General features: G+C 40.6%; 13 protein-coding genes. 6 read left to right on the top strand and 7 right to left on the bottom strand.

The features are described from left to right. Positions 1-5: 5 nt before the first annotated feature. The 5 genes from BMX56_RS26420 to BMX56_RS26400 form a co-directional block, all read right to left on the bottom strand. Positions 6-2,192 carry a peptidase domain-containing ABC transporter gene (locus BMX56_RS26420; protein ID WP_090652716.1) on the bottom strand — a complete coding sequence of 729 codons (2,187 nt, stop codon included), beginning with the start codon at positions 2,190-2,192 and terminating at the stop codon, positions 6-8. An 82-nt stretch (positions 2,193-2,274) separates the two neighbouring features. Next, positions 2,275-3,243 (bottom strand): hypothetical protein, encoded by a 969-nt coding sequence (locus BMX56_RS26415; protein WP_090652715.1) that lies wholly within the window; start codon positions 3,241-3,243, stop codon positions 2,275-2,277. Between the two features lie 24 nt (positions 3,244-3,267). Beyond that, positions 3,268-4,641 carry a radical SAM protein gene (locus BMX56_RS26410; RefSeq protein ID WP_090652714.1) on the bottom strand — a complete coding sequence of 458 codons (1,374 nt, stop codon included), beginning with the start codon at positions 4,639-4,641 and terminating at the stop codon, positions 3,268-3,270. A 234-nt stretch (positions 4,642-4,875) separates the two neighbouring features. Further along, positions 4,876-5,085, bottom strand: a complete 210-nt coding sequence (locus tag BMX56_RS26405) for a hypothetical protein (protein ID WP_090652713.1) — start codon at positions 5,083-5,085, stop codon at positions 4,876-4,878. Positions 5,086-5,267: 182 nt separating this feature from the next. Further along, on the bottom strand, positions 5,268-5,477 hold the full coding sequence (locus tag BMX56_RS26400; RefSeq protein ID WP_090652712.1) for a hypothetical protein: 210 nt from the start codon (positions 5,475-5,477) through the stop codon (positions 5,268-5,270). A gap of 352 nt (positions 5,478-5,829) precedes the next feature. On the opposite strand from BMX56_RS26400, the gene BMX56_RS26395 reads away from it, so the two are divergent. After that, positions 5,830-8,649: a lantibiotic dehydratase gene (locus BMX56_RS26395; protein WP_090652711.1), complete on the top strand. Its 2,820-nt coding sequence runs from the start codon at positions 5,830-5,832 to the stop codon at positions 8,647-8,649. Here the strand turns inward: BMX56_RS26395 and BMX56_RS26390 are convergent. Then, positions 8,552-9,715: a sensor histidine kinase gene (locus BMX56_RS26390; RefSeq protein WP_090652710.1), complete on the bottom strand. Its 1,164-nt coding sequence runs from the start codon at positions 9,713-9,715 to the stop codon at positions 8,552-8,554. The two genes, BMX56_RS26395 and BMX56_RS26390, sit on opposite strands and share 98 nt — an antisense overlap. A 266-nt stretch (positions 9,716-9,981) precedes the next feature. Continuing rightward, positions 9,982-10,725, bottom strand: coding sequence for a LytR/AlgR family response regulator transcription factor (locus BMX56_RS26385; protein ID WP_090652709.1), 744 nt, complete (start codon positions 10,723-10,725; stop codon positions 9,982-9,984). Positions 10,726-11,193: 468 nt separating this feature from the next. On the opposite strand from BMX56_RS26385, the gene BMX56_RS26375 reads away from it, so the two are divergent. The 5 genes from BMX56_RS26375 (at position 11,194) to BMX56_RS26355 (ending at position 19,649) form a co-directional block, all read left to right on the top strand. Then, on the top strand, positions 11,194-11,937 hold the full coding sequence (locus tag BMX56_RS26375) for a LytR/AlgR family response regulator transcription factor (RefSeq protein ID WP_090652707.1): 744 nt from the start codon (positions 11,194-11,196) through the stop codon (positions 11,935-11,937). A gap of 628 nt (positions 11,938-12,565) precedes the next feature. Then, entirely contained in the window at positions 12,566-13,144 is a 579-nt protein-coding gene (locus tag BMX56_RS26370) for an RNA polymerase sigma factor (RefSeq protein ID WP_090652706.1), read from the top strand. A gap of 186 nt (positions 13,145-13,330) precedes the next feature. Next, positions 13,331-14,500, top strand: a complete 1,170-nt coding sequence (locus BMX56_RS26365; RefSeq protein ID WP_090652705.1) for a FecR family protein — start codon at positions 13,331-13,333, stop codon at positions 14,498-14,500. A gap of 217 nt (positions 14,501-14,717) precedes the next feature. Beyond that, positions 14,718-18,146 (top strand): SusC/RagA family TonB-linked outer membrane protein, encoded by a 3,429-nt coding sequence (locus BMX56_RS26360; RefSeq protein WP_090652704.1) that lies wholly within the window; start codon positions 14,718-14,720, stop codon positions 18,144-18,146. Between the two features lie 9 nt (positions 18,147-18,155). Further along, the gene (locus tag BMX56_RS26355; protein ID WP_090652703.1) at positions 18,156-19,649 is read left to right on the top strand and encodes a RagB/SusD family nutrient uptake outer membrane protein; all 1,494 of its coding nucleotides are present in this window, start codon (positions 18,156-18,158) and stop codon (positions 19,647-19,649) included. Positions 19,650-19,693: the final 44 nt, after the last annotated feature.

Genomic DNA, 19,693 nt, shown 5'->3' with positions numbered 1-19,693 from the left:
TGGTATTAATTACCTAACTCTAATTGATTTTTAACCAGCTGGAAATATTTGCCCTTTACGCGGGTAAGCTCCCGGTGATGGCCTGTTTCTTCGAGCCGGCCGTTTTCAATCACAATAATCTGGTCTGCATTTTTTACCGTGCTAAGCCTATGTGCTATAATCACCACTGTACGGCCTTTAAAAAACTCATCAAGGTTTTGCATAATCTGCCGTTCGTTATTTGAATCAAGCGAACTGGTTGCCTCGTCAAGAAACAGGTATTTGGGGTTCTTGTAAATGGCCCTGGCTATCAGCAGGCGTTGTTTTTGCCCGCCGCTTAGCCCCATACCGGTATTGCCTATTTTGGTATTAAACTGTAAAGGGAGCTTTTCAATAAAACCGATAAGGCATGCTATCCTGGCCGCGTTTATTAATTTCTCCATATCGGGCTGTGTATCGCCAACGGCTATATTATCGGCAAAAGTGCCGCTAAAAATGTATCCGTCTTGCAGTACTATACCGCACTGTTCGCGCCATTTTTCGGGGTTCATTAATTCAAAGTTGGTTTCGTCAATCAGGATATTACCCTTTTGTGGAGTGTAAAAATTGAGAAGTAACTTGAATATGGTTGATTTACCGCTTCCGCTGCTTCCTACTATGGCCGTTACCTTGCCAATTGGTATTTCAATATTGATATCCGATAGTACATAAGGCTGGCTGCTCCCTTCATATTTAAAGCTTACATTTCTCAGTTCAATCTTTTGCATCGGTTCAACATCCAGGTAACCGGCATCTTCAATAACTTCGTTTTTGCGCTGCATAATTTCATCCAGGCGGGTTAACGATAGTTGGGCGTCCTGGATGGTGCGTGAAAAATTGGCAAGCGAGTCGATAGGGTTTGAAAGCAGCCCTGTTATATACCCTATACTTAACATAGTACCTATGCTGAGTTGGCCTTTGATTACAAGGTAGGCACACAAAAAGGTAATAAAAACGTTCTTAAGCTGCGTTAACAGCTGTACGCCGATATTTTGATATACGCCAAGTTGTAATACCCGGTTTTTAAGTACGAAGATCTTGGTTTGTAAACGTTTCCATTGTGATATTTTTTTATCCTGTGCGTTGTTTACTTTCACATCTACCATGCCATGAATAATTTCATTTACCAGGTTATGATTTTCGGAATTCAGCCTGAAATTAGTGTAGTCAAGCTGCCTTCTGAGCCTGTAAAACATGAATACCCATGAAACAGATACAATACTTAAAATCGAAAAAATAAAACCTATATCGGTGTTATATCCAAACAAGCGCACGGTTAATACAATGGTTAATACTACCGATACAATTGTTTGGATAAGTTGCTCGGAAATAAACAACTCTACATTTTTTTGGTCTTCAATACGCTGAAAAATATCTGTAGGTACCCGGCTGTCAAAAAAGCGAACAGGTAACCTGATTACCTTTAGTAAAAGCTGGGTAATCATTTTTACACTAATCCTCATGCTGAATTTTACACGTACCCAGCCTTGTATCCAGTTAAACAGGTTCTGCCCGAATATTAATGCCAGCTGAAAACCAAGTACCGACCACAAGATGGTTACGTTTTTACGCTGAATCCCCTTATCAATTACAGTTTGCATTGTTTTGGGGAACACATAAATAATGGCCGAGCTAAATATGATGATAAGTAAAAGCGCACCAATAAGCCCATGCTGATCTTTAACGGCATCTTTGAAATAGGAAAAGCTTCGTCCAACGCGCTCCTTAAAGGTCGACGATACTAACTGAAGCTCATTAAAATCGGCTTTCGGCTCAAGAAACAAGGCAATACCTTTTTCCGCATCTTCTTTCCACCAGTTTGCAAAAACATCGTGTTTTAACCTTATTTTCCCAAATGCCGGATCGGATATATAAAAATATTTATCGGTGATTTTATATAAAACGACAAAATGATCCTGTTTCCAATGAATGATGCAAGGCAGAACCGCGTTTTCTATAAGCCACTGGCTTGTGCATAATAGGGATACCGTCTCAAAACGCAACTTATTGGCAGCGTTAACAAGGTCGCCAACAGATACACCCGCCCTGGTTGTTTCGCATAGGTCCCGAAGCTGCCCGAGAGATGATTTTTTGTTGTAGTATTTTAAAATGATCTTAAGACACGTGGCTCCGCAGTCGCTATATTCTAACTGTGAATAATGTGGAAACGACATATGAAAATTATTAAAATATTGATCTTTTGTTGCTTTCAACCAGTAACGGGATGGTTACTATCCAATTACCGGAGTTAGTTGATCAGGAGTAAACCGGCTTTCCTTTATAAGCGAGGCCGAACTCTGTCAATATGCCGGCGAAATATGTGAAATTTGCGTGTTCTTCTATGTTTTCGTCATGCTTGCTGATGTAGCTCAAATAGTTATTCAATACCATCCGTTTCAAATAAAACGGACTGTTCCTTATGGCATCAAAGTCGTGTTCGCTTAATTTATTGAAAACGTTTTTCCTGCCATCAAGATATTGCTGGTTAAGGCTCAGTACTTTTATCAGGGCGTTGAGCGTGGTGCCGGCCTGGTTTGCCGGGTGCAATATGTTTTGGAATACTGCCCGGTAAATGGCGTCGGCCTCAATACTCTCATCCCCGAATTTGCGCCACAGCGCATGGATGGAATTGTTAACGATGTGATGGGCCCATTTTTTTTTGTCTCCGTGCGAAAGACTGTTCAGGCCGGGATTGAGATAGGTGCTATTATTTATATCATAAATAACACTCCCCAACAAATCTGATAATATTTCGATGGTTTTTTCTGTGTTTTTTGTTTTAATATAAACCCGTAAAATATTAACATTCAACTCGTAAATGCTGGGAAGAAACTTGGCCATTTTATCTTTTTGAACAACAGTGTATTTTAAAGCTTCTTCCATACAGGCGATGGCACTGTCATAACGTTTTTCAACGTATTCAAGATAGGCCAGGCAGGAATAATAATTGGCGTCAACAGCATTTACTACACCGGGCGAAAAGGCATGCCTGTCAATTGCCGAAAGGGTTTTGAATGTAGCATGCGCTGAGTTGATTTCGTTACGCCTGCTAAAGGTTAAACATTTTTCGCACAGGGTATAAAAGTAGTAAAGCTCCATGTATTCGGATGATGAAAGCTCTTTTTCAAAATGTGCCAGCAATTCAATAAAAATGTGATAGCTCTTTGATTGTTCGCTTGTATCGTTTAGGGCGCTGGCTGATATGAAATGGTCGAGAAAATTCATGGCAAAAAGATTAAAGGTTAAAGATTAGTTTAATACAGACGACTGTGCATTATCAAGGCTCACAAACTTGCTCAGGAACAGGCGCTCGTCAATGTTCTTTTTAAAGCTGGGGCAAGCTGCCGAGCCGCTGTTCCAATGTTTTGGACAACCACCACCGCAAACAGGGAGGAATTTGCATCCTTTACACCATGAATCGTTGGTAGGTATTTCATTAAACCAGTCGCGCATGATAACCTTGGTCGAGTCAATATTGGGGTTGGTGTGAAGGTTGCCTGCATAATATTCTGTGTTGTCGTAAACAGGGGTGTACGGAACTTCCCAACATGTTGAAACATTGCCGTAAGCGTCATAAACCTCGCTCTGAGAGTTGGCAACCATACATACATTGTAGTTCCTGAGCGGGATGAGCCTTCCCCGGCGAAGCAGGCCATAGCTATGCAGCTTTAGCAGAACGTCGATCTCGAACTGCGCATAATCATCTTTCGAGATACCATTTATTTGCGAGGCGCCATTGTCGCCCCAGTCGTGTATAGGTGCTGTATTAAAGCCAACTTTATCCAAAATTCCGTGTTCGTGCATCATTTCAAGCAGCGTAATAATGTTGTCCTTGTTTTGGGCATCAACATTACACCTTATATTTATATCAGCTTTGTTATCCTTGAAAAAATCTGAGTGCACAATCTCTTTCACGTTGTTAAATATGATATCAAATGAAGGTGCACCGGTTTTTAGCATACGGCGCTGGTCATGAAACTCGGCTGTGCCGTCAATAGTGATCTGGAAGCTGGTGATTTTGTATTTACTTACAAGCGTTTTAAACGTCGACATTTTTAATGCAAGAGCATTAGTGACAATAGACGCGCTGTAAAAAATATTATTGTTGTCGCAATAGCTGATAAGCTGTTTGGAAAGCTGCTCAATTGAACTCAGCCCGGTTAAAGGTTCGCCCCCATACCAACTTACAGACAGTGATTGCAGGGTTTCCTGTATAGCCAACACTTTGCCAATGATGCGGTTATAAATGGCATCGTTGGTTTCGGTGGATGCTACTTTCTTTACGTGCTGCTGCCCGCAGTAATGACATCCAAGCTGGCAATTGGCCGTTGGCTGGATAGTGAATGATAAGAACTTTTTGTCGTTATCCTTTATATTCTCCTTGTTGGATGTAAGTACATAATCCAATTCATTCTGTTCCACGGGTACAATTGCTTCAGCGAGCATCAGGGTATCAATAACCTTTAATGGCAGCGCCTTCCAGTTTTCCTGTAAAACATCATCGTGATATTTTGTTTCCAGTTCAATTGCGGCCCCCGTACGTGTAGCGTATAAATAAAATGCATCGGGTAACACGTCATCATCCTTACTGATGTGTACGTATTTGGATAATTTAAATTCCATAATTGTTGCTTTTAAATTTTTATAACTTGTTTAGTACTGTTGTTTTTCAGGCTCTGCCGAAACCGGCCGGTTATGTCTTAAATTGATAATAATGAGTTGCCAAAAAAAATGAAAAACCATAAGCAAATCCTTGCTGCCCGCTACCAGATGCCCAAATGTTATTGGATGAGTTGATTAAAGTTTATGCTTTATGTAAACATCAGAAAGGCAGGCAGCTAAGGATATTGCTTAGAATTAAATACCTACTTTAACGTTGTCGGCAAAGCATTTGTCGGTGCACGAATCATAAGTGCCGCATGACGTTAAGTTTGGACAACTGGATGAAACATTACCGCCCATTGCATAAATGAGCTCGTCCTGGTTAAGGATGCTCACTTCGGCTGGTTTTGCATTGTTTTCGGCAAGTTTTGTGGCCATCAGGCCTCTCAAATTTTTGTTTTTCATTTTATGTTTTTATTTAATGGATAAACAAATCGCCATGGGCGCGATCATAATTTTCGGGCATAAGTAGTCCTGTTCAGCCGATAAAATCTGCTGAATGATTTTTTAAAGATGCTTGACCGGGCTTACCTTTTGCGGCGATTAATTTTGACTAACGCGATCATGGTTTAGGTTAATTTGGATGTTTATAAACCAACAGTTACATTGTCGGCAAAACATTTGTCACCGCAGGAATCGTAGGTACCGCATGAAGTGAGTTTTGGACAATCTGACGCTACGCTACCACCCATAGCAAAATTTAGTTCATCCTGGTTAAGGATGGTTACTTCTGTTGGCCGCTCATGGCTTTCTGCCATTTTCAAAGCCATGAGGCCTTTAAGGTTTTTGTTTTTCATTTTTTTAGCTTTTTTGATTTAAAAAATCCGACAACATTTATAAAACATTAATTAAACTTTACTTACCAGGTTGGGGTATTTTCCGTTATTTGTGCCATTGGCACCGGCTATGCCCCCTCAGGGTGTTTTTCGCTATTCCCGATATAAAGCCGGGGTTGAGCACTGATTAAAGCGATCGGATTAAAGTTAACTAACAAGGATTTTTTTTGCGTTAAAAAGCACCTGTTTTGTATCCTGAATTTTACCCTTTTTACCCCGAAAACAGGCCAATGCATAGAAAATTATGTGTAAAGACATTCTTAAATTATTGATTAGTGTAAAAAAACAGGTTAACACCTACTAAACGAAACCTATGATAAAGCTAAAATTACACCCGGCAATTCTTTGCCGGACACCTGCCTTTAGTTTGACAGACACGCTTGAACAAAAGGCCGGGGATTTGAAAGAAATGATCAAAGAGGCATCTCCTGATTTTTACCAGGTGATTCATGAACTGGATTTGGTGCAATTGCATGGTGATTTAAGCAAAGTCGGTTTTTCGGTTTGGAAATATTTTAACCGGGCAAAATACCGGGCAACGCCCTACGGAAATTTCGCGGCAATATCTATGTTAAGAGCTACCGGAGAGCCAGGCAACAGAGCGATTATAGACAATAAAATGGAACTACACCGGTTTACAGGATGGCAGCATAAGGATACATATACTAAAGCCATACCTGGTTTGGTAAAAAGCATACCATGGTTTCAAACAAACACCTCACTTTATAAAATCGGTACCGGGTACAGGTATATCAGGGTAAATGATGGATGCTTTGAAATCGCATCGGCCCCCGGCTTTGCAGAACTTGATGCGCTTTTAGCGTTTTGTAGCCAAAAAGCAGCTAATGAAGATATTTGTAAGTTTATGTTTTCGGAATTTTGTTTAAAACGGCGGGAGGTGTACGCTTTGCTTAAGCAACTTATTGAGCTTCAGCTTTTGTTATCCGATAAACATCCTAATATAACCGGGCCTGATTATTTCAGGAGGATAGGCTACCTGCCACAGGGCGACGATTATATCATCGCCAGCCGGAACGTGGTTTCGGGTGCAATTGAAAAAATGAAACTTAAGAATGTTCCCGAAATACTTAATTTTTTAGCTGTGCACCTGCCCAGGCAAACAAATAATATGCTAAATGATTTCAGAGGTGCATTCTTAAAGAAGTTTGAGGGCAGGGGCGTTCCGCTTACTATTGCCCTTGACCCCGAATTAGGCATCGGGTATGGAAACCTGGGCGAGGAATATGTGGGTGAAAAACCTGTTATGTTAAACGCAGAGAATAAACCTGAAGCGCCGCAGCAAGTTGCCGGCTATACCGGACTTCATAAGTTTATACTGAATAATTTATACAAACAAGTAATCAGGCTTGATGAGTTTAGCAACAACGAGATAAATGAGGTTTACCCTTTGCCTAATACATTTAATGTTTTAATGCATTTTTGGAACAATCAGCCGGTTATTGAAAATGCCGGCGGTTGCACAGCCAACACACTACTGGGCCGTTTTACTATATCCAATGACCAATTGGGGCAAATATCCCGTGAACTGGCTGAAATTGAACAGGATGCTAATCCTGGCGTCCTGTTTTTCGACATTGCCTACCAGGCCGAAAAACAGGTTGATAATGTTAATCGCCGCGGGCAATTGTATAAGCATGAAATGCCTATACTCACATGGTCATGTAACAATGAGCCTCTGCTACTTCATGAGGTATTGGTATCCGTAAATGGCAACCAAATTATCCTCTGGTCAAAACAATTTAATAAAAGGATAGTGCCACGCATCCCTTCGGCTTACAACTATACTCGTTCTGACCTCGCGGTATACCGTTTCCTTTGCGATCTCCAACATCAACAAATCAGTTCCGATCTTAACTTTAAAATACAGCATTTTTTTCCTGGCCTGGATTATTACCCCAGGGTAGTGTATAAAGATGTTATTGTTGCAAGAGCCTCCTGGAAACTCCCTCAATCAGTATACAAAACCCGCGCACCAGAAAACCTAAAACATAACCTCATAGGGTGGCTTGCCGGGAAGGGGATCGACTTCTTGTTTAAAAGTGGCTTTGGTGATCAAACTTTATGTTTTAACCCCAAGCAAGACGCCGATATGGATGCTTTTTCGGCTTATTGCAAACAATACAGTCAACAGGAAATTTATATTACCGAGGCCCTCATTAGCAACGCCGATGGATTAAGTGACAGCCAGGGTAGGGTGTATGCTACAGAATATATTTTAAATTATACTCATGAAGGGGCTGTATATGATGATGTTATGGTTAGCAGATCGGCATCAGCAAACACGGATATGAAAAGCAGCAACATTTTGCCCGGTGGCGATTGGGTTTATTTTGAAATATATTGTAGCACCACAAGGGCAAACAACCTTTTAACAAACAGGTTGAGCCTTTTCCTGCGGGATGTTAAATGGGATGTAAAGAAATGGTTTTTTATACGTTATGAGGATCCTAAACCGCATATTAGACTTAGGCTGCAATTGAAGCAACTAGAAGGCGGCGCCCATCTAATCCGTAAATTGAATATTTTTCTCACACCTGATTTTTCAAACGGGCTGATAACCGATGTTCAGATCAAAACCTACTTTAGAGAAACAGAACGCTACGGATATGACAGGATGCCCCTGATCGAATCCTTTTTTTTTGCAGACAGTAAATATGTGTTAAAGCAGATTGCCAATTCAACACCAAATAACAATTTATATATTCAAAGCCTTCAGTTAATGGCAGAACTACTTCAATGCAGCCTTGATTGCATTGATGAACAGATAGCTTTTGCGCGTGCGATGGCTAACGGTTTCAGCGCCGAATTTGGCATGGGCGCTGAGGCGTTCAAAAAGCTGAACCTGGATTATGCTGAATTAAAAAAACGGTTCCCGCAGCCTGATTATGGAAACGAAAGGTTTTTACCTGCTGCATACATTAAACTATTTAAACGTATTATGGATACCTGCCAAAGCGGTACGGCGCGCCATCAACTGATAGCAGATGTTATTCATATGCATATTAACCGCCTTTTTAATGCCAATCAGCGTGCCCACGAAGCGGTTCTTTATCATTATCTTTTGAAGATTTTGCAGACACGCCGGGCCCTTTTAAACAGGCCACCGGAATAGCAAGGCTAAGTTTGAAATGCTTATCAGTACCGTCTGTATAATATTTAAAATCAACAAGGTTGCCGTAAGCGTATACCAGGCGTTTTTTAATATTGATTAAGCCGGTTTGGGTTCCGGGTTTCGGCCCCGAATAGTTGATCATGTTATCCGTCTCGATATAAAAGATATCATCCCTTATATATATATTCACCAAAGACTCGTGTCCTGGCTCTGTGAGGTTGCCGTGTTTAAAAATATTTTCAACAAGGGTTAACAATACCAAAGGTATCAAATACACCCTACGGGCATCATCGGCTACCTTAAGCTCAAAGCCCAGATTATTGCTTTTTCGCATCTGGCTTAGGTATAGCAAATTGTTTACCTGGGTTATTTCTTCATCAAGGCAGATATAATCGCCTATTTTATCCGAGTCTATTGCATAGCGCATCATTTCAGACAAGGTAATTACGGCGTCGGAAGCCACCGGAGAAATAGTTACAATATTGTGATATATAAAGTCAAGTGTATTGAACAGGAAATGTGGATTGATCTGCGCCTTTAAGAAAGCATTTTGTGCTTTAATTAGTTCTTGTTCAGCATTTTGTCTGTAAATTAAATTTTCAAGCCGCTGCTTTTCAAGCTCGCTGGTTTTCTGTTTCTCGTTATTATATCTGAGAATAAAAAAATATCCAGTAGAAAAACCGATAAAATAAATCCCCCTGTATAATGTTTTAAGGCTGTACTGATATGATAACTTAAAATTGGGACTATCGGTAATAATATGGCTTTTAATAAGCAGCGCGTCAGCCGTATACGACATCAATACAAATAGTGATATTTCACCGATAAATGTAAGAGGTACCCGCCATATAGCGGCCCTGGTACTTGATAATGCCCAAGGCAGGCCATAGTTTGCGTGAAGGTAAAATAAAAATGCAATGATGAAATAATGCGCTGCATAGGTTAAGGGGTTCCCAAACTGCCCGGTAACCAGCCCTATCACAATGGATTCATACAGTATAAATAACGCCCAGACGATTAAGTGCTGTTTATATTTTTTTAGCCATTGTAGATTAATGCTTTTCATGCCGTATAGTGCTTTTGTATAGAAATTTAACTGTTATGCATAGTGGGTTTTCTTTTAGGGAAAAATCAATATAAGTTTCGAAAAAATAACAAATCCTATGAAAACCAAGTCATTTAAAATTAACTGTACTACATTGTTTGTGTACAAAGCCACCAGAAACACCCACCCCTCAACTGAAACTGACCCCACTACCAGTATGGTTACTTTTACCAAAACAGGAGGGTTTAATAAGCCTCGTTTACAGTAAAATTAAGGCTGGGTGCAAATTAGTCTTTGCGCCCTGCCTTAATCAGCTTTTCGGCCATAAAAGCGGCGAAATTTTTTCGGTAATAATCGCCCACGGTAATGTCAAGTCCGGTAGTCATTTTGATCGTATTCCCATCAATACTTTCTATATGATCTTTGCTAAGGATAAAACTACGCTGAAATTGAACAAAATTTGTTATCCGGTTGAATACCTGTGAAATCTCTTTCAACGACATGTATGTCATCACCTTCTTCGAAGTGGTGTGTATCATTACATAGTTTTGTTTGCTTTCAACGGCCACAACCTCGGCATACTTTATCTTTACTATTTTCAGGTTATCATTTTTATTTTTTACGAAAAAGAAATCGTCCGTTTCATGGGCGTCAGCATCCCCGTTAATTGCTTTGGGGAAAAGTTTGGCTATTGTCGCAGCAAATTTAAAGAACGTATAGGGTTTCAGGAGATAAGCGTCAGCAGCAACTTCAAATGCTTCGTAACCGTAACGGGTGTGGGCAGTTGTTACAATAAGCTTATGTGTTTGCTGTCTTATCGCTTTTGCCAGTTCAAGACCGGTTATGCGGGGCATTTCAACATCCATAAATACAAGATCGACGATATCCATATTTGCAAAACCAAGTAAAGCTTCCACCGGGTCGGTGTAGCAATTAAGTAGTTTAAGGTGGGGCACCTCGTTAATATACTTTTTTAAGCCTTCAATTGCGTAGGGCTCGTCATCAATTATAATACACTTGTAGCTGCTCATTTTGCAAATAAAAAACTCAGTTTAATTTATTAAGATATTAAATATAAAAGATTATTAAGATATTAAATATAAAACACAATTGGACAGACCCCATACGTTTATTGATGTTTTTTGACAAAGGAAAATAAAGAAAAAAGCCCTGTTTATGTAGAAAGTATATCGTTTTGTATAAATATTACACTTATTAATTTTTATACGGATAAATTGCGGCATTTATCTCCCTGATTGTAGATGTTTTTTTATGGAGTTATATTATTAGCGGCGTATTTAAATCTTTTGCAATGATTCTGGTATCCCAGGCGAAAGGAGACAGCAACTGTCTTGTTTTTTGTAAGAATATATGATATAGTTGCCAAATTTCGCGGTTGTGCGCCAAAGGGCTGTTTTGAATGTTAAAATATTTGCTTTGTTTAGTAAAAATAACTGGCCTTACCGCTGGGGTATAATATAGATTATAATAAACCAATTATGCTAAAATGCGCTATAATAGACGATGAAGAATTTTCAGTCAATTCGCTATTAAGATATATAAAGCTTTTACCACGACTGGATGTAGTAGGAGTGTATACTAATCCGCAGGAAGCTTTGGAGCAAGTTGGGCTGATCAATGAGTTAGACCTGCTTTTTATGGACATTGATATGCCTTATATTTCAGGTATCGAGTTGGCTCGTGCGTTACGATCAAAAACAAAAAAATTAGTTTTTACTACGTCTCATTCACAATATGCGTTTGATGCATTTGAAGTTGAAGGTGATGCATTTTTGCTTAAGCCTTTCAGTTTCGGAAAATTCTCAACAACAATCAGCCGTCTGTTTCCTGTTGGAATGGGAGAGAAAACAAATGATGTCGGCTCCGGAGATGATTATTTTTTGGTGAAGAATAAAGAGGAGGACTTAAGGATAATTAAAGTGAGGTATAATGAAATAATAGCTTTTGAAAGCGCTCAAAATTATGTTAAAATTTACCTGACAAACGGTAAGGTGTTAACAGCATACCTGACACTAAAGGACATAATGGATATTGTAGGCTCACGGGATAGCTTTAAACAATTTCATCGCGCGTTCATCGTCTCCACCGACTGCATCGACTATATCGAAGGCGGCACAGTAAAGATGGTGAATAGCTTATGTTTTACAGTGGGCGAACTTTATCGGGAAAGTTTTTCAAAATATTTATCAAACAAACTCGTTAAAACTTCCCGGAAACGATAGTAAAAAGGGCGTAAAAGCACCAGCTGGCAAATAAATATTCTTTCTGCAGCTATAAAAAGAAAAAGAGGCCGTCTCATAAATAAAATTATGGGACGGTTTTTTGTATATAATTTAAGATTTTGTAAATTGATGGCCAGAGTGCACCAATTTAAAATTGGAGACGAGGTTTATGCGCGGCCGGCGGATCATCACATTGGCACTTCGCGGAATTTATTGCTATTAAGGATGGATATTCCGGAGCCATTGATCACCACGTTCTTGAATTGCTAACCTCGGGCTCTGCAACACTTTGAGCATACTAATTCGTTGATTAATAACTGCCATTTTCTAAAGCTATAACACAAACCCGTGCTCTATATTTACAGAATTGCCTAGTCAAGCCGCCCGGAATGTCCGGAAGGAAGCCTTAAACTCGTTGATTGTCTAACCTTTTCCGGACGGGTCAGCGACCGTTCAATCCATCCGAAAGCGAACAGCTATATGTTCGGTTGCGCTACACTATATATGATATTCCTGGATGTTTGATTCCTTATATTGATAAAAGTGCGTTTTCAAACTCTTAAGCTAATCACGAGGTTTTACTCGCGAAAATTCATCGTTATCATCAATAAACTTATATTGCAGCCCCATGAGTCAGGATTTAAAAAATGCAGATGATGCCCAACTTTTATTGCTTTTGGGCGAGGGGAGTAAACCTGCTTTTGACGTGCTGTATAATAAATATTGGAAACAGGTTTATAACACAGCCTACAAAAGGCTGAATGATACCGAGCGTGCTCAGGATATAGCCCAGGACGTATTTGTTCAGTTGTGGACACGTGGTTCAAAATCCCCTATAGATAATTTACCGGCTTACTTACTTGTTGCCGCCCGCAATGGCGTTTTTAAGTACATGGAAAAAGAGGCCAAATATGCTGCCCTGCCCGATGGTGCCGAAGAATTGGAAAGCCCGCTTGGCCGTGCTGATGCCAATATGCTGCATGACGAATTTTTAAAGGCTTTTAATGAACTTATAAATACCCTACCTCCTCAGCAGCAAATGATCTTCAATTTACGTTTTAATGAGGGATTATCAAGCCAGCAAATAGCAGATCAGCTCCAGATATCTCCAAAAACAGTTCGTAATCAGATGGGCAGGGCACTTGCTACACTTCGCAAGTCGCTTTTTCTGCTTCACGTACTGTTTTATTTCTATCAAAAAGGATAGTGAAAATGCTTTTGGTCTTCTAATGTTAGTTAAAAGTGTCTATATTTTATCTTTTTTATCGTTTTGTTACCATAATTACTTTCGACAGGTGGAATAAATGTACTATTATTAATAAAAAGTGAATTTATTTGAAATTCTTGTGGGCTATTTTAAATCTTTTGACTCATGCAAGTATAAAGGATATAAATGGACGAGCTAAGCAAGCAATATTTTATACAAATACTTGCAAAATACAGGTTAGGAGAAGCTACCAATGAAGAAACAAAGTTTCTGGAAGCTTATTATGATGTGTTTGATTTAAATGACGATGTTATTACCGATGAAAATGAGCAGGATTATTTTTACTTAAAGGAGCGGATTAAAAACAAAATAGATGAACGGATTGACGGCCTTCAAAAAAGACCTGTCGCCCGGACGCAATACCTCTGGATAAAATACGCGGCAGCGGCTTTAATCCTTTTGTTTATTTCATTTGGAGCGTACTTTATAATTCGCACCGGTAACAGCAAAAATAATGCTGTTGTACACAGTTATAAAGCTATAGTTCCTGGCGGTAACAAAGCCATATTAACTCTTGCTAACGGAACAAAAATTGCGCTTGATGATGTAATTAAAGGCATAGTGGCCAGGCAAGCCGGAGTTAGCATTACTAAAACTGCCAATGGGCAAATTGTTTACAAAGCCGTTTCGGGTAGCACTGATGCAGCCGGGTTGCTTCGGAATTCGGTTTCTACTCCTAAAGGCGGGCAATACAAGGTCATTTTGCCCGATGGTACCAATGTTTGGCTTAATGCCGCATCTTCAATTACCTATCCAACCGTATTTAAGGGTACCGAACGCCTGGTAAGCCTTACCGGAGAGGCATATTTTGAAGTTGCCAAAAATAAGCAAATGCCTTTCAGGGTTAAGTCGCCTATGCAAACAATCGAAGTTTTGGGGACTCATTTTAACATCAATGCATATGCGGATGAAACGGCGGTAAAAACTACGTTACTTGAAGGCTCGGTGAAGGTTGCTTCGGGCTCAAACTCCGCGCTTATTGCGCCTGGCGAACAAGCCGTTATTAACAGGGCGGGGAATGCAACCATTACAATCCACCCCGTTAATGTTGATAATGAGGTTGCCTGGAAAAATGGTTTGTTTTCGTTTGATGGCGAAAATATTCAGTCTATTATGCGACAAGTGTGCCGCTGGTATAATGTTGATGTAGTTTATGAAGGCAGCATGCCGCCAGAAAAATACTTCGGCGAGATATCAAGAACAAGTAGCCTTGCCGATGTTTTTAAAATATTGGAGCTCAATAACGTAAAATTCAGCATCGAGGGCAAAACGGTAACAGTGACCTATAAAAAATAACGCTTGATTTAAATCTTGGGCCCTAAACCATATCGCTAACAAACTATTAACTAAAATTAAACTTCAAACCCCACAAACATGATTAGAAAATTACTTTAACCTCAGCAGATTTTTGACATGAAAACCGGGGGCGTCTCACCGCCCCCGGTAAAAAGGTCAGCAGCATCAGATTGTTCAAGCCGTAGCTGCATTTATTTAACCCTATTTAATCAAAAATATGAAATTAACCTTTCTTTACAACGCCGTATGCGCAATACGGAAGGTAAAGTGCAAATTCCTTTTAGTATTGAAACTCATTACTATCATGTTACTTGTTGGCGTAATGCATGTATCCGCTGCAAGTTATGCCCAAACAGTAAGCCTGTATGGCAAAAACAAAAGCCTCGAAACGGTTTTTAAGGAGATAAAGCAGCAAACGGGCTATTTGTTTTTTTATAACGAAAAAGTAAATATTAAGGGTAAAACCGCCAATTTGAATGTTAAAAATGTCCCTCTGGCCGAGGCTCTTGACATTTGCCTTAAAGATAATGGCCTTAGTTTTACTATTATTGATAAAACAATTGTTATTCAAAACAAAGTAGCCGAAGAGAAAACCGGTAACATCATCAACAAAGTCCAGGTAAGTGGACAGATTGTTGATTCGGTAAGCAAGGCTACCGTGCCGGGTGTAAACATTTCTTTAAAGGGCAGCAAAGGTATCATCGGACAAAGTAACGGCATGGGCGAGTTTAGTGTAATGGCAGATCCGGGTCAAACGCTTGTTTTTACCTTCATTGGTTACAAATCGGCAGAGATTAAAGTTACCGCGGCCGCCGTTATTACAGTAAAGCTTTTACCCGACATCAATAACATTAAAGATGTGGTGGTTACAGGTTACCAGGTAATTAAAAAAGATAACTATACAGGTAACGCCATTACCGTTAGCGGTGCCGACCTGATCCGCAACAATCCTCAAAACCTAATCAAAAGTATCCAGTCTTTTGATCCTTCTTTTAAGGTTTTGGATGATAATCTAATTGGATCGGATCCCAATAAACTTCCTAAAATAAATGTTCGCGGGGCAACTGCCATTCCATCTATCAACGATGATATCCTTAACCGTAATAACCTATCCAGCAACTACAACTTACCTGCTTTTATATTGGATGGTTTTGAGGTATCGCTTCAAAAAGTGGTGGATCTTGATATCAACAGGATAGAATCGGTTACGTTACTAAAAGATGGGGCGGCAACAGCGGTATACGGTTCAAGGGCCGCCAACGGCGTAATGGTTATTACTACCAAGGCACCTGTAGCCGGCAGGCTTCAGCTATCTTATAATTATCAGTTAACCTTTAACGGGCCCGACTTATCAGACTATCACGTGCTTAACGCCAAACAAAAGATAGATTATGAGCAATTAGTTGGCCTTTACAGCGCATCAACATCCAGCAGCGGCGATACCAAACAAGCCGATCTTGACGCGCAATTGTTTACCCGTTTAAAAAACGTGGCCAGCGGTGTTAATACCTATTGGTTATCGCAGCCGCTCAGAAACGCCTATCAGCAAAAGCATACTGTGTACGCCCAGGGCGGCGATCAGTCGTTTAGGTATGGGATAGATTTGCGTTACCAAACGCAGCCGGGTGTAATGAAAGGGTCTGATAATACCAGGTACAGTGGGGGAGTTGATTTTACCTATAACCCCAATTCAAGATTGATTATCAGGAACGACCTTACCATTACCCAGGTTAACCAGGCTAACTCGCCCTATGGCAATTTTGCTACCTACGTAAATGCAAACCCTTACTTCCCGATGCGGGATAGCACAGGCGCGTTATTGCAGGAACTGGCCAATTGGCGCATAAATACAGGCAGACAGGGGAACGACCAGTACATTACCGAAAACGTATTTAACCCTTTATATGAGGCAAGCCTAAGCAGCTTTGATAAATCGGCTTATACCGAAATCCTCGAGTCTTTTTCTGCCGACTATAAGATAACAACGGGCCTTAGGTTTAAGGCGTTGATGAGCGTAAATAAGACTAACTCATCGGCCGATCATTACGTGTCGCCTTTAAGTAACGCGTTTTATAACACGCCTACAGATAAGCTGAATAACCGCGGAACTTATGACTATGCCAATAATAATAACCTTAACCTGGATGGTAGCACAACTATCAACTATAACCGGCAAATTGGCGATCACTTTTTTAACCTCGTATTGGGAGCGAACATCATAGCCGCCAAGTCCGATGCCAAATCATTCTCGGCCGAAGGTTTCTCAAATGACAGGTTTAGCAACATTGGCTTTGCCCGGATCTACAAAGAAAATTCAGGCCCGGGCGGCAATGTAATTAAATCACGCACAGCGGGCTCTTTCTTCTCCGGTAACTACTCCTACAAAAACCGTTACCTGCTGGATGTATCAGCAAGGGTTGATGGTTCTTCGGCATTCGGCGCCGATAAACGGTTTGCCCCCTTTTGGTCGGTAGGTGCTGGCTGGAATGCCCACCAGGAAGCTTTTTTGAAAGGTTCTGACGTTATCAGCCAATTGAGGTTAAAAGGAAGTATAGCCACGCTGGGTTCAATCAGTTTCCCCGCTTACCAGTCGCGGTCAATTTACCAATATCAAACGTCAAACTGGTATTCTACCGGCATCGGCGCTACCATATTGGGTTATGGCAACAGCAACCTGGAGTGGCAAAAAACAAAAACTTACGATGCTGGTATAGACCTGGGCTTATTTAACGATAGGATAGTAATATCCCCAAGATACTATTATAAATTAACCAGGGGCCTTATCACCGATATTAACCTTGCACCATCAACAGGTTTTTCAACCTATAAAGATAACCTGGGCGATATGTCAAATAAAGGCTACGAACTTTACTTAGTGGCCAACGTTTTTCGTACCAAGGATTGGAACGTTAATTTAACGGGTAACCTGGCCCATAACGTAAACAGGATTGTACATATCTCAGATGCTTTAAAGGCATTTAACAGCAACATAGATAATTTTCAAACCAACACTGATAACAACGCCTTTTCAATCCCGCTAACCCGGTATGTAGAAGGTAAATCGTTAAATACTATATACGCCGTAAAATCATTAGGCATCGACCCCGAAAACGGGAAAGAGATACTGGTGAAAAAAGATGGTACCCTAACCTACACCTGGGATGTAAAAGACATACAGGATGTGGGCAACACTACGCCAAAGGCCGAAGGCTTTTTTGGTAGTACGGTAACCTACAAAAGGTTTATGCTAAGCTTTAGCTTTCACTACCGCTTTGGCGGCCAGGCGTTTAATCAAACCCTTATTGACAGGGTTGAGAATGCCGATCCCCGATTCAACGTAGATAGTCGTGTATTGGAACAAAGATGGAAACAACCCGGCGACCATACTTTCTTTAAAAACATTGCCGACCTAAGCGATACCTACGTATCGTCGCGCTTTGTGCAAAAGGATAACCTGATAGAACTGCAATCGCTTTATCTCTCTTATGATTTTAACCCTAAGTCCATTCACAGGTTCGGTTTACAAAATTTGAGGTTCGCGGCAACCGCCAACGATATTTTCAGGGCATCTACTATCGAAGTTGAACGTGGTATCAACTACCCGTTTGCCAGGAGTTTAACAGTTTCCATACAGGGCTCATTTTAAAACATAAACATGAAAAGATATTTAATATTTATAATTCCATTGCTGGTATTTACATCATGTAAAAAGTTTCTTGATGTGCAGCCAGAGTCTGATGTAACCAAAGAACAGTTGTTTAGTACCGAAACCGGTTTCCAGGAAGCCCTTAACGGGGTTTACACTGCATGCGCGGGTGGCAATTTATATGGCGGTAATTTAACCGTTAGCAACCTGGATATTATGGCGCAAAACTATACATTCAGCAATGTTACTTACCAGAAAATAGCTTCTTTTAAATATAAGGACGATGTTTTGAAGGATAAAAACAGCACCATATGGACAGCTGCCTACAGCGCCATAGGTAACTGTAACCAGATACTTGAGCAGATAGATAAGCAAAAAGGCATTTTCTCGGGTAATAACTACAGCATAATTAAAGGCGAAGCGCTTGCCTTGCGGGCATATCTTCATTTTGATTTGTTGAGGATGTTTGCCAACTCCTATAAATATAGCCCGGCTGGCAAGGGCATTCCGTACGTAACAACGGTTGGTATCAAAAGCACGCCGTTTTTATCTGTACAGGATGCGCTTAATATGGCTATTATCGATTTACGCAGCGCCCGTACATTGTTAAGCAATACCGATCCAATTATTGCTGCCGGTTACGTGGTTGGTTACCCTAACAAAACTTACCCCGGTGGTTTTACCGGCAAAAAGCAAACAGAAACAAGCAGCAATACTCTGTTTTTGCAAAACAGGAGGCACAGGCTCAATTATTACGCAGTATGTGCCGAACTGGCAAGGGTTTACCTGTACAAAGGCGATTTTCCAAACGCATTGAGCAACGCAAATGATGTAATAACCGCCAATAAATTTCCATGGACGGCACAGGAGGATGCCTTTAATACCAGCGTACAGCAAAGAGATAAGATTTTTTATCCCGAGCTTACTTTTGGCTGGTATATACAAACAACAGACGAGGTTAACATGATGGTGGCCCTGTTTACAGCTCCCAATGTTGCGCCGTACCAGCCGACACCTTTGCAATTAGATAATATTTATGAAAAAAGCAGCATTGGTGCCGAAGACTGGCGATATCGGCAATGGTTTTCGACAGTTACAGATGTAACGCCCAACCGCAGCTATCTTATTAAGTATACTACCAATACCGCGCCGCTCGTCAACCTGCATCCGCTTATCGCGCCGGCGCTGCGGCTAACAGAAATGTACTACATAGCAGCAGAAGCTACCTATGATACCGACCCGGTAAAAGCCATTGGTTATTTAAATACCGTACGTACGCACCGTGGTATTATTGATTTGTTGCCAACAACGTTAAACAAAACATCCTTTATTAATCAACTGGTAAAGGAGTGCCGCAAGGAGTTTTACGGAGAAAGCCAGATATTTTTTATGTACAAGCGCTTAAACCTGGATATAGTGGCGCCAAGCGGCCTTATCTACCCGGCATCTAACAACATATTCGTGTTTCCTGTACCCGATGATGAGTTAACCTATAATCATTGATTTTAAACGCCTGCGCGGTTGCGGTTGCCTTGCGGGCTACAGTT

Origin of the sequence: Mucilaginibacter sp. OK283, from assembly GCF_900110415.1 — a bacterium.
GTDB lineage: Bacteria > Bacteroidota > Bacteroidia > Sphingobacteriales > Sphingobacteriaceae > Mucilaginibacter.
The sequence above is the reverse complement of the archived record's forward strand: the minus strand, read 5'-3'. Positions and strand labels throughout refer to the sequence as shown.

Excerpts from the sequence above, each read along its gene's own strand:
- BMX56_RS26420 (WP_090652716.1), bottom strand. The coding sequence starts at position 2,192 with ATGTCGTTTCCACATTATTCACAGTTAGAATATAGCGACTGCGGAGCC.
- BMX56_RS26415 (WP_090652715.1), bottom strand. The coding sequence starts at position 3,243 with ATGAATTTTCTCGACCATTTCATATCAGCCAGCGCCCTAAACGATACA.
- BMX56_RS26410 (WP_090652714.1), bottom strand. The coding sequence starts at position 4,641 with ATGGAATTTAAATTATCCAAATACGTACACATCAGTAAGGATGATGAC.
- BMX56_RS26405 (WP_090652713.1), bottom strand. The coding sequence starts at position 5,085 with ATGAAAAACAAAAATTTGAGAGGCCTGATGGCCACAAAACTTGCCGAA.
- BMX56_RS26400 (WP_090652712.1), bottom strand. The coding sequence starts at position 5,477 with ATGAAAAACAAAAACCTTAAAGGCCTCATGGCTTTGAAAATGGCAGAA.
- BMX56_RS26395 (WP_090652711.1), top strand. The coding sequence starts at position 5,830 with ATGATAAAGCTAAAATTACACCCGGCAATTCTTTGCCGGACACCTGCC.
- BMX56_RS26390 (WP_090652710.1), bottom strand. The coding sequence starts at position 9,715 with ATGAAAAGCATTAATCTACAATGGCTAAAAAAATATAAACAGCACTTA.
- BMX56_RS26385 (WP_090652709.1), bottom strand. The coding sequence starts at position 10,725 with ATGAGCAGCTACAAGTGTATTATAATTGATGACGAGCCCTACGCAATT.
- BMX56_RS26375 (WP_090652707.1), top strand. The coding sequence starts at position 11,194 with ATGCTAAAATGCGCTATAATAGACGATGAAGAATTTTCAGTCAATTCG.
- BMX56_RS26370 (WP_090652706.1), top strand. The coding sequence starts at position 12,566 with ATGAGTCAGGATTTAAAAAATGCAGATGATGCCCAACTTTTATTGCTT.
- BMX56_RS26365 (WP_090652705.1), top strand. The coding sequence starts at position 13,331 with ATGGACGAGCTAAGCAAGCAATATTTTATACAAATACTTGCAAAATAC.
- BMX56_RS26360 (WP_090652704.1), top strand. The coding sequence starts at position 14,718 with ATGAAATTAACCTTTCTTTACAACGCCGTATGCGCAATACGGAAGGTA.
- BMX56_RS26355 (WP_090652703.1), top strand. The coding sequence starts at position 18,156 with ATGAAAAGATATTTAATATTTATAATTCCATTGCTGGTATTTACATCA.